Genomic DNA, 10490 nt, shown 5'->3' on the forward strand with positions numbered 1-10490 from the left:
CGTGCGGGTCAGGCGCGGGCGCGGTCCTCCTGCGGGGCGGCATCGTCCGCCCCGACGCGCGCCGTCCCGAGGTGCGCCTCGGAGGCGTCCGGGCGGCCTCCCTCCACGAGCGCGAGGTCGAGCGGCTGGGCGGCGCGCACGATGGCGTCCGCGTCGTCGAGCCCCAGATGGGTGAGGAGCGGGATCCAGAGGCTGCGCAGGCGCTCGGCCAGGTCCCGCTCGGGCGGGCTCGGCGATCGGAAGGAGAGCACGCCGAAGGTCGCGCTGAGCAGGACGTCGACGGCGTCCTCGAGGTCCGCGGCGCGGACGCCCTGGACCGCGAGCTCCGCCTCCAGGTGCCTCCGCGTGAAGCGCCACACGTCGAAGCGGCGCTCGACGGCGAGGCCGAGGCGCGGCATGTCCTGCAGGAGGCGGATTGCACCGGCGGCGACGGGACAGACCTCGACCGTGCGCGCGGCGGTGAGGAGGAAGACGACGAGCTCGTGCAGCGCCCCCGGCCGGTCGAGCGCGGCCTCGATGCGCAGCCAGCGTGCCTCCTGGTCCTCGACCACGGCGTTCGCGAGCCGCTCCTTGGAGGTGAAGAGGTGGTACCCGATGGCGGACTTGGGCTTCCCCATCGCCTCGGCCACCCGCGAGAACGACGTGCCCTCGTAGCCGTGGGCCGCGAACTGCGCGCCCGCCGCCTCGACGATCTCGCGCCTGGCCCGGGACACCGCCGCCTGCCGCTGGTTCATGTCGCTCCCGCCCGCTCCCCGGGTGGGCGCGAATCGAAGGAGGCTACCCGCGCAGGACGACGGGAGGGCGACGCCCGGGTGAACGGACGGCGCCACGTCGCGGCGCGCGCGGACTCGTCAGACGAGCGTCTGACGGACATGCGGCGTTCACCGGGACGTAGCCGATGGACCCCGGAGCGCGGGGATCGCGCCCCTACCGTGCTCGCGGGGCGATGGTCGCCCCTCGATACGGAAGGTCAGCCATGTCCCTCGCATCACCCGCAGCCCCGATCCACTCCCGCCGATCCGTCCGCCTGCTCGCCGCCGCCGCGACCGCCACCGCGGTCGCGCTGTTCGGCATGGGCGCCGGCGACGCCGCCCAGGCCGCGCCCGCCCACCTCGAGCAGTCGGTCGTGGCGTCCTCCCTCCTCGACGGCACGTTCGAGCACGACGTGAAGAGCGGCAGGATCACCGCCGACCAGCTCGCGACCGTCGCGACCGAGGGCACCGTCGTCGCCGGCCAGCGCATCCCCGCGTGGGCGGCGAAGGGCGAGAGCCACGCCCAGGTCGCCGCGGAGATCCGCGCGGAGATCCAGGACACCGCGCCCTCCCACGCCAACGCGGTGGAGAACGCGGCGATCCAGCAGACGCTGGACTCGAAGGACGGCAAGCCGGTGACGAAGGCGGAGATCACCGCCCAGGGCGGCGCCGGCAGCATCGCCGAGTCGAAGTGGTTCTGGAGCAACCACGAGTGGCACATCCCCGGCTGGGTCATCAAGACCGCCGTCACGGTGGGCGTCGCCGCCTACATCGGCACCATGTGCATCACGCTCGACCTCTCCCGGCTCTCCTGCCTCGCGCTCGGAGTGGTCGTGGCCGGCCTCGGCGAGTTCATCAAGAGCTGGACCTGCGGCCAGGGCTACTACTTCGACTTCCCGAAGGTGTGGAAGTCGCACTGCGGCGGATGACGCCTGGCCCGGTCTCCTGACCGGGACGCGGGGCGGCGGGCCGGACATCCAGCCCGCCGCCCTGCCACGTGCGGCGCGGGCCGGAGGCGGCGCGCGTCACCAGCGGAGCAGCAGCACGTCGGATCCGCCCTCGCGCCCGACGGCCACGAACCCGAGCGACTCGTAGAGCGCGCGGGCGCGGTCGTTGCCGTCCTCCACGCTGAGGCTCACGGCCGGGGCGCCGGATGCGCGGACCGCGTCGACGAGCGCCACGAGCAGGGCCCGGCCGACGCCCCGCCCGCGCGCCGCTGCGACCAGCGCCATGCCGAGCTCGGGGATGTCGGACGCGACGAAGCCGTAGCCGCGGTCGTCGTCCGCGAAGAGGCGGGCCCACGCGGCGCCGACCGGATCCCCGTCCGCCTCCGCGACCACGCCCACGTCGCCGGCGCGCGGCCAGCCGGACACGTAGTGCGCGAGCTCCGGGGTGGCGAGCATGCGCTCGCGCGTCATGGACCCGTCGTCGCGCCAGTCCATCGACGCCAGGAGCATGTCCTCGAGGAACGGCAGGTCGTCGGCGCGCGCCGGGCGGAGGGTCACGCCGGCGGCGGTCATGCGGGCTCTCCCTCGGACGACGCGGCGACCACGCGCGACTCCAGCCAGCTGCGGAGGTCGGCGACCACCTCGTCGCGGTTCGTCTCGTTGTAGATCTCGTGCCGCGCGCCCGGGTACACGATGAGGAGCACGTCGCTGAGGCGCGACCGCCTGCTGTAGTCACGGGCGAGCAGCTGCATGCCGCGCCGGCCGCCGAGCGAGTCCTCCTCGCCGCCCTGGATCAGCACGGGCAGGTCGGTCGCCAGCTTCCGCGGCGGGCGGCCCATGATCTGCACGGAGTCGCGCATCCGGTACGGCTTCAGCGCATTGACGTCGAAGTTCCGGTCGTCGGCGCCGAACGCCCGCTGCGCCTCCGGATCCCGCGACAGCCACTCGAAGCCGGACGCCGCCGGGTGCCGCCAGCGCTTGTTGAGGTCGCCCGTGTTGATCACGCCGGGCATCGCGAGCGACGCCCCGCTCAGCACGAGCCCCGTGTACAGGTGCGATGCGCGTGCGACGATGCGCTGCGCGAGGAGCGCGCCCCAGCTGTGGCCGAGGAGCACGAGCGGGAGGTCGGGGTGCTCGCGCCGCAGCTGCTCGCTCACCAGCTGGATCCCGTCGAGGGCCGCCAGGTGCCGCCTCGGCCCCAGCACGCCGATCCCGAGGTGCCCGAGCCCGGTGGCGCCGTGACCGCGGTGGTCGTCGGCCGCGACCGTGTACCCGAAGGCGTTGAGCTCGTGCGCGAGCCGGATGTAGCGCAGCGCGTGCTCGCCGACGCCGTGCGCGATGTGCACCACGGCCCGCGGGCGCTCCGCCTCCCACACGTAGTAGTGGAGGGTCACGCCCTCCGCGTCCACGATGGTGCGGTGGTCGGCTCCGCCGGTGGAGCGCTCGTCGTCGGGCATGGATCCAGACTAGGCGCGCGCGCACCGCCGGCCTCGGAGGGCGTCAGGACTCGCGCGTGATCTCCACCCGCACGAACAGCTTCGACCGGAACGGTCCCGCGTAGATGCCGCGCAGCGGCGCCACGTCGCGGTAGTCGCGTCCGCGCCCGACGAGCACGTGGCGGTCGCCGATGTCGATGAGGTTCGTGGGATCCCAGCCGCGCCACTCGCCGCAGTACCACTCGACCCACGCGTGCGACTCGCCCGTGACGGTCTCGCCGACGGCCGCGTTCGGCTTCGGGTGCAGGTAGCCGCTGACGTAGCGCGCGGGGATGCCGACGTGCCGGAGCGCGCCGATGACGATGTGCGTGATGTCCTGGCAGACGCCGCGCCCGTGCTCCCACGCCTCGCGCGCGGTCGACTGCACGCTCGTGACCCCTGCCATGTACTCGACCCGCTCGCCGATCTCGCGCGCGATGGCCGCGGCCGCCTCGCACGGGGTGCCCGCGCCGCCGGCGATCCGCTCCGCGAGCGCCCTGACCTCCTCGTGCGGCTCGGTGCGCGCGGTCTGCGCGACCTGCTCGACGTGGTCGGTGGCGCGCTGCACCTCGACCGCGAGGTCGTCCCAGCCGAGCTGGTGCGGCTCGTGCGTGCGCGGCCGGACCTCGACGAGGCTCGTCGCGGTGAGCTCGAGCGAGCGGTGCGGGCTCAGGATCTCGAACGACGAGACGCGCGTGCCGAAGTAGTCGACGTAGGTGTGGTGCCCCGGCTTCGGCTGGATGTCGAGGTTCGAGTACAGGACGAACTGGTTCTCGCTCGAGACGGGCAGCATGCGCGCCTCGTTGTAGGACGCCGTCACCTCTCCCTCGTAGTGGAAGCCGGTCCGGTGGGTGATGCGCAGGCGGTTCACGAGTTCTCTCCGACCCAGCTGGGTGCCGCGTTGGTGGGGAAGTAGCGCTGGCGGACGGCCTCGCTGGTGGCGGATGTCGCCTCCTGCACGGCGTCCATGAAGCGCGGGAGGTCGTCGAGGATCTCCTGGATGGGCCGGTACTCCAGCTCGCTCCGGATCTGCCCGAGCAGCCGCTGCGCCTGGTCGGACACCCCGAGGCGGTCGGTGCGCGGCTCGATGTCGTGCAGGCACTGCTCGGCGCGCCGGATGGAGTGCGTGATCGACCGTGGGAACAGCCGGTCGAGCAGCAGGAACTCCGCTGCGTTGCGCGCGCTCGGCACGCCGCGGTAGGTGCGCAGGTACGCCTCGTACGCGCCGCAGGAGCGGAGGATCGTGGTCCACGACGGGCCGCTCGCCTCGGTGAGGGCGCGGGTGGCGAGGAGGCGAGCGGTCATGTCGGCGCGCTCGATGGACCGGCCGAGCGTGAAGAACTGCCACGCCTCGTCGCGGCTCGTGCCCGACTCGACGAGCCCGACCGCGAGCGCCGACCGCTCGCGCACCCAGCCGAAGAACTCGTGCACGCGGTCGTTGGCGATCTTCCGCGGCATGCGGGCGCGCGTCGTGTTGAGGCACTCCCACAGCTCGCTCGAGACGATCTCGCGCGCGCGGCGGGCGTTCTCGCGGGCGGCGCCGAGCGAGTACGCGATGGACGCGGGCTGCGTGCGGTCCACCGCGAGGAGCGCGAGCACGTCGTCGCGGCCGAGCGCCTCGTCGGAGGGGACGTCGCTGCCCATCACGCTGAGGAGGGAGCGGCAGGCGGTGTCCTCGTCGATCCACGGATCCTCGAGCAGGAGCTGCAGGTGCACGTCGAGGATGCGGGCGGTGCCGTCGGACCTCTCGATGTAGCGGCCTATCCAGAAGAGCGACTCGGCGATGCGCGACAGCATGGGCATCAGCGGTCCCCCTCTGTGGTCGTGCGGGCTCCGGCGGCGGGCGCGGCGGCCTGCTGCTGCTGCTCGTGCTGGTCGCGGTTCCGCGGCCGGTCGTGCGGCGACTGGTCGGGCGCCTTCTCGCCGTTCGTGACGATGGGGATCGAGGTCGTCACCGCGGCCTGGTCGGCGACGAGCGTCTGCACGCTCCGCTCGCGCGTGGCCGCGGGGAAGCCGGCGTCGCCGACGACCCAGGTGTCCTTGGATCCGCCGCCCTGGCTGCTGTTGACCACGAGCTGGCCCTCGGGGAGCGCGACGCGCGTGAGCCCGCCGGGCAGCACCCAGATGTCGCGGCCGTCGTTCACGGCGAACGGGCGGAGGTCGGCGTGGCGCGGGCGCATGCCGTCCTCCACGAGCGTCGGGATGGTGGACAGCTGCACCACGGGCTGCGCGATCCAGCCGCGCGGGTCCTTCAGCAGCCGCGCGCGGAGCTCGGCGAGCTCGCCCGCGCTGGCGGCCGGTCCGACCACGAGGCCCTTGCCGCCGGATCCGTCGACGGGCTTCACGACGAGCTCGGGCAGCCGGTCGAGCACCTCCTCGAGCGAGTCGGGCTCCTCGAGGCGCCAGGTGTCGACGTTCGGGATGATCGCGTCCTCGGCCAGGTAGTAGCGGATGAGGTCGGGCAGGTACGTGTAGACGAGCTTGTCGTCGGCGACGCCGTTGCCGACCGCGTTCGCGATGGTGACGTTGCCGAGGCGCGCGGCGAGCATGAGGCCCGGCGAGCCGAGCATGGAGTCGGCGCGGAACTGCAGCGGATCCAGGAACTCGTCGTCGACGCGGCGGTAGATGACGTCGACGCGCATGGGGCCGCCCGTGGTGCGCATCCAGACCCGGCCGCCCGAGCAGAACAGGTCGCGGCCCTCGACGAGCTCGACGCCCATGAGGCGCGCGAGCAGCGTGTGCTCGAAGTAGGCGCTGTTGTAGACGCCGGGCGTGAGGACGACGACGTTCGGGTCCTCGACGCCGTCCGGCGCGCTCGCGCGGAGGGCCTGCAGGAGCTTGTTCGGGTAGTCGCCGACGGGACGGACGCGCATGGAGACGAAGAGCTCCGGCAGCGTCTGCGCCATGACGCGGCGGTTGGAGATGACGTAGCTGACGCCGGACGGGACGCGCACGTTGTCCTCGAGGACGCGCATCTCGCCGGCCTCGTCGCGCACCAGGTCGATGCCGGAGACCTGGATGCGGACGCCGTTGGCCGGGTCGATGCCGGCGGCCTGGCGGTGGAAGTGGCTGGACGAGCTGATGAGGCGGGCGGGGATCACGCCGTCGCGGATCGCGCGCTGCGGCCCGTACACGTCGGCGAGGAACGCCTCGAGCGCCCGGACCCGCTGTGCGACGCCCTTCTCGAGCCGGCTCCACTCGGCCTGCTCGATGACGCGCGGCACGGCGTCGAGCGGGAACGGCCGCTCCTCGCCCGCGAAGTCGAAGGTGACGCCCTGCGCGAGGTAGCTGGTGGCGAGCGCGTCGGTGCGGTCCTTCAGCTCCTCCTTGGTCATGCGGGAGAGGGCCGCGTGGATCTCGCGGTAGGCGGCCCGGGCGACCGCGGGCTCGCCCGCGACGGGCGGATCCCGGAACATCTCGTCGAACGGCATCGCACCGCCTGCGGCTCGCCTGGCGGCCGCGAGCGTGCCGTATCCCTCGAACAGATCACCCATGTCCGGGAGCGTAGCCGGGGCGTGTGTCGGGGGTGTTACCGGCGCCGGGCGGCGCCGCGGAGGCTCCGGATCAGGCGTCGGTGCGCTTGAGGATGTGCGCGGGGATGGCGATCGACGCCGAGACGAGCAGGATGCCGGCGAAGAAGCTCAGCAGCTCGAAGCCCTCGATGTAGAACGCGAACGCGAACAGCGCCATGCCGCCCAGGAAGAGGGCGAACGCGATGATGAAAGCGACGATGTTCACGAGGGCACCTGATCCATTTCCGAGAATGTGGGCGACCGTCGCGCCGGGGCGCGGACGCGGTCACCGACGAGTCTACGAGATCGCGGCGCGGGCGTCGCCCGGGCAGCCCGACCGGCTCAGCGCGCGGCCTGCTCCGGGCGGATCCCGCCTGCCAGCGCCTGGTACGCGCGCTGCGGGCCGGGCGAGCGGGTGAGCGACGCCGCGATGGCGTCGAGCCCGGCGCGCTGCATCCCGGACGGGTTGAGCAGGAGCTTGGCCGCCTGCCGCAGCTCGGTGACGGTCGCGACGTTCGGCGCGAGCGCGAGGCCGAGCCCCGCGTCCTCGAGGGCCGCGGCGCCCGCGAACTGGTCGGTCGAGAGCGGCAGCACGAGCATCGGGACGCCCGCGGTCGCCGCCTCGGTGACGGAGTTGTTGCCGCCGTGCGTGACCGCGAGGTCGGCGTGGCCGAGCAGCGTCACCTGCGGCAGGAACGGGCGCACGAGCCAGTCGGAGGGGATGTCGCCGAGCTCGGACGGGTCGGTGGATCCGGTCGCGAGCGCCACGCGCACGTCGAGGTCGCGCAGGGCCTGGGCGATGCGGGCGAGCACGTCGCCGCGCACGGAGAGGAAGCTGCCGAGCGACACGTAGACGATGGGGTCGCCGCCGGCGTCGATCCAGTCCTGCACCTCCGCCTCGGGCGCCTCGCGGCGCACGGCCGACCCGATGAAGGCGTGCGGCGGCAGCAGCTCGGAGCGGTCGAGGTCGTGCAGCTCCTCGGGGTAGTTGAGGAGGAGCACGTCGCCGGCCTCCGCGAACGCGTCGCGGCTGGGCGGCATGTGCGGCGCGAGGACCGCGAGGGCGTCGTTCCACTGCGCGGTGAAGCGGTCGCGCACCCGCTCGCACAGGGCGCGCAGCTCGTCGAGGTCCTCCTCCTCGGGCTCGAACGCGGCGGGCCACGCGGGCGGGAAGCCGTAGACCTCGTCGCCGACGGGCAGGGCGCTCGGGTGGCCGAGCACGACGTCCGCGTGGCGCGTGCCGGAGGCGAGGAGCGCGAGGCGGGCGCTGAAGGCGAGGTGGTCGACGATCACCTGGTCGGGGCGCACCTCGTCGAGGATCCGCTGCACGGCGCGCGCGGTCTCGACCGGCTCCCACAGCAGGTCGTCGCTCCGGGCCTCCGCCTGGAAGCGCAGGGTCTCGACCATGCCGCGGCGCGTGGCGGCGAAGAAGCCGCGGAGGGCGTCGTCCTCGCCGGTCGGCTGCTCCTCGGCCTTGATGGTGCCGGGGTTGGATCCGCGGCCGAGGCGCAGGTCGATGCGCTCGAAGCCGGACGCCTCGACGATGCCGGCGGTCGCGGATCCGGTCGCCACGACCACGCGCTCGCCGGCCTGCTGCCAGGCCGACGCGAGCGTGATGAGGGGGAAGAGGTGGGACGCGTAGTCCGGGCTGATGACGAGCAGGGTCATGAGGCGCTGAGCTCCCAGAGGGTTCGGTCGTCGGCTGCGGCGACGTCGCGGTAGACGCGGGACAGTGTGCCCGCCATGGCCTGGATGGTGAAGGTGCGGGCGACCATGTCACGGGCGCGATCGGCTGCGGCGTCGGCGTCGGGGCCGGCCGCGATGTCGAGGGCGCGGGCGATCCCGGTCGCGAGCTCCCCGGGATCCGCCGTGTCGACGAGGAGGCCGGTCACGCCGTCCTCCACGTAGGTCGCGGGGCCGCCGGACGCGGGCGCGACGACGGGCAGGCCCATCGACATGGCCTCGAGGAGGGCGACGCCGAACTCCTCCTTGATGCTCGCGCACGCGTACGCGCCGCCGGCCGCGGCGAGGCCGGGGCGGCCGTAGCGGACGGCGGCGAGCCAGCGCGTGACGGTGTCGTTGCCGCGGTGGCCGGCGAGGAGGAGGCCGTGGCGGGCGGCGCCCGCGGGTCCGTCGGCGTCGGGCAGCGCGTCGAGGATGCGCGCCAGCTGCTCGCCCTCCTCCTCGCTCGGTGCGTCGAGGTCGCCGCCCACGATCAGGAGGTTGGCGCGGGACCGGAGCGCGGGATCCGCCGCCCAGACGTGCGCGAGCGACGCCATGCCCTTCACCCGGGCGAGGCGGCCCACGCTGATGACGAGCGGGAGGTCGCGGCGCTCCTCGGGCAGGTCGCGCAGCAGGTCGTCGAGCTGGACGAAGGCGCGGGCCGGGGATCCGTCCGCGTCGGCGCCGAGCATGGCGTCGTCGCGCGAGCGCTCGATGGCGGCCACGTCGATGCCCTCGGCGACGACGCTGTGGCGCTCGGGGTGCGCGTCCACGTCGATGCCGACGAGGCGGCGCATGTCGCGCTTGAGCTCGGGCCGTGGGAAGAGGACGGTGTGCGCGGCGTCGGCGGCCAGGCGCTGCACGAGCCGGACGCGGAACCAGTAGTGCTCGCGCTCGTCGACGCCGCCGAAGCCGTCGCGGGTGAGGGCGCCGGAGCGGTCGAGCGCGTCGACCACGCCGTGCGGATCCGGCGCGACCGTGAAGACCACGGGGATCCCGAGCTCGCGCGCGACCGTGGATGCGGCGAGCGTGCCGACGTCGGCCATGCGGAGGTGCACGGCGTCGACGCGGCCGGCTGCGCGCAGCACGCGGCGGATCCCCCGCTCGGCCTCGACGCGGTGCGGCCACGCCTCGGGCAGCGAGCGCGGGCCGCCCAGCATCGGGATGTGGGCGAAGACGTGTCCGTCGTCGCCCGCGGTGACGTGCGCGAGCGAGCCGAGCGCCTGGTCGGGGGTGCCGCGGGAGAGGGTGATGACGCGGTCGACCGCGCGGTCGTCGGCCGCGGTGGCCGCGGCGTCGGGGGCCGCTGTCGGCGTCCCGGCCGGATCCACGAGCGCGTTCCCGAGCCGCACGAGCAGCGTGGCGATGCCGCCGTTGTCGCCCGCGCCCACGTGCGTGAGGCCGGCGTCGATGTCGGCGTGGAGGAAGAGCTGGACCACCGTGAGGCCCGGGCGCGCGGGCGGCGCGGCGTGGGATCCGCGGTCGCCGTCGCGCCGGGCGATGTCGAGGACGGCGAGGCGCGCGACCGCGGCCACCTCGTCGTCACCGCGGGCGATGTCGGAGACGAGGGCCAGGATCGCCTCCCCCGCGGGCCGGTCGCCGAGCGCGGCCACGGCGGCGGAGCGCGTGAGCGGGCCCTCGGCCGCGGCGGGCGCGATGCGCAGGAGCACGCGCTCGGGGATCCGGCCGGGCACGAGGCCGACGGTCTCCACGAGCCGCGACCGGGCGTCGTCGCCCTGCACGCCGAGCAGCGCGTTCTCGAGCGCGAGGGCGACGTGGTCGGGTGTCGATGCCGCCCACTGCTGCAGCGTGCGCTGCGCGAGCATGCCGGGGAAGCCGCCATCGACGACCATGGCGACGAGGCCGGAGACCGCGTCGAAGCGCGGGAGGCGGGTGCCGAACGCCCAGGCCGCGTGCTCGCGGATCCACCGGGTCTCGTGGTCGAGGAGCGCGACGAGCGCGATGTCGGCGGCCTCGTCGAAGACCTGCGCGAGCGCGTGGATGGCGGCGACCGCGGTGAGCTGGTCGGCGGGGTCGGCGGCGGCGCGGGCGAGGAGGCGCACCGCCCGCCCCCCGCCGTCG

At 74.2% G+C, this 10490-nt stretch carries 10 protein-coding genes; 1 reads left to right on the plus strand and 9 read right to left on the minus strand.

All coding sequences use genetic code 11. The features are described from left to right. Positions 1-8: 8 nt before the first annotated feature. Positions 9-734: a TetR family transcriptional regulator gene (locus DZG00_RS07490; RefSeq protein WP_119455498.1), complete on the minus strand. Its 726-nt coding sequence runs from the start codon at positions 732-734 to the stop codon at positions 9-11. A gap of 242 nt (positions 735-976) precedes the next feature. Between DZG00_RS07490 and DZG00_RS07495 the strand changes: the two genes are divergently transcribed. Further along, the gene (locus DZG00_RS07495; protein WP_119383155.1) at positions 977-1681 is read left to right on the plus strand and encodes a hypothetical protein; all 705 of its coding nucleotides are present in this window, start codon (positions 977-979) and stop codon (positions 1679-1681) included. Positions 1682-1777: 96 nt separating this feature from the next. Here the strand turns inward: DZG00_RS07495 and DZG00_RS07500 are convergent, their stop codons facing one another. From DZG00_RS07500 to DZG00_RS07530, 8 genes are all read right to left on the minus strand, one after another. Beyond that, positions 1778-2272, minus strand: a complete 495-nt coding sequence (locus tag DZG00_RS07500; protein ID WP_119455499.1) for a GNAT family N-acetyltransferase — start codon at positions 2270-2272, stop codon at positions 1778-1780. After that, on the minus strand, positions 2269-3156 hold the full coding sequence (locus DZG00_RS07505; protein WP_119381813.1) for an alpha/beta fold hydrolase: 888 nt from the start codon (positions 3154-3156) through the stop codon (positions 2269-2271). The genes DZG00_RS07500 and DZG00_RS07505 overlap by 4 nt, the downstream gene beginning before the upstream one ends. A 43-nt stretch (positions 3157-3199) precedes the next feature. Further along, entirely contained in the window at positions 3200-4045 is an 846-nt protein-coding gene (locus DZG00_RS07510; RefSeq protein ID WP_119381812.1) for a transglutaminase family protein, read from the minus strand. Continuing rightward, positions 4042-4971: an alpha-E domain-containing protein gene (locus DZG00_RS07515; RefSeq protein WP_119381814.1), complete on the minus strand. Its 930-nt coding sequence runs from the start codon at positions 4969-4971 to the stop codon at positions 4042-4044. Before DZG00_RS07515 ends, DZG00_RS07510 begins: the two co-directional genes overlap by 4 nt. Before the next feature lie 5 nt (positions 4972-4976). Next, positions 4977-6668, minus strand: coding sequence for a circularly permuted type 2 ATP-grasp protein (locus tag DZG00_RS07520; protein ID WP_119381811.1), 1692 nt, complete (start codon positions 6666-6668; stop codon positions 4977-4979). 70 nt (positions 6669-6738) lie between these two features. Beyond that, on the minus strand, positions 6739-6912 hold the full coding sequence (locus DZG00_RS17140; protein ID WP_012297729.1) for a hypothetical protein: 174 nt from the start codon (positions 6910-6912) through the stop codon (positions 6739-6741). Positions 6913-7028: 116 nt separating this feature from the next. Further along, on the minus strand, positions 7029-8354 hold the full coding sequence (locus DZG00_RS07525; RefSeq protein WP_119381810.1) for a nucleotide disphospho-sugar-binding domain-containing protein: 1326 nt from the start codon (positions 8352-8354) through the stop codon (positions 7029-7031). Continuing rightward, the coding region (locus DZG00_RS07530; RefSeq protein WP_119455500.1) for a glycosyltransferase at positions 8351-10490 on the minus strand (2140 nt) is incomplete at its 5' end. The genes DZG00_RS07525 and DZG00_RS07530, both read right to left, overlap by 4 nt.

This window comes from Clavibacter lycopersici (genome assembly GCF_003576405.1).
Lineage (GTDB): Bacteria > Actinomycetota > Actinomycetes > Actinomycetales > Microbacteriaceae > Clavibacter > Clavibacter lycopersici.

Excerpts from the sequence above, each read along its gene's own strand:
- DZG00_RS07515 (WP_119381814.1), bottom strand. The coding sequence starts at position 4,971 with ATGCTGTCGCGCATCGCCGAGTCGCTCTTCTGGATAGGCCGCTACATC.
- DZG00_RS07520 (WP_119381811.1), bottom strand. The coding sequence starts at position 6,668 with ATGGGTGATCTGTTCGAGGGATACGGCACGCTCGCGGCCGCCAGGCGA.
- DZG00_RS07525 (WP_119381810.1), bottom strand. The coding sequence starts at position 8,354 with ATGACCCTGCTCGTCATCAGCCCGGACTACGCGTCCCACCTCTTCCCC.
- DZG00_RS07495 (WP_119383155.1), top strand. The coding sequence starts at position 977 with ATGTCCCTCGCATCACCCGCAGCCCCGATCCACTCCCGCCGATCCGTC.
- DZG00_RS07490 (WP_119455498.1), bottom strand. The coding sequence starts at position 734 with ATGAACCAGCGGCAGGCGGCGGTGTCCCGGGCCAGGCGCGAGATCGTC.
- DZG00_RS07505 (WP_119381813.1), bottom strand. The coding sequence starts at position 3,156 with ATGCCCGACGACGAGCGCTCCACCGGCGGAGCCGACCACCGCACCATC.
- DZG00_RS07500 (WP_119455499.1), bottom strand. The coding sequence starts at position 2,272 with ATGACCGCCGCCGGCGTGACCCTCCGCCCGGCGCGCGCCGACGACCTG.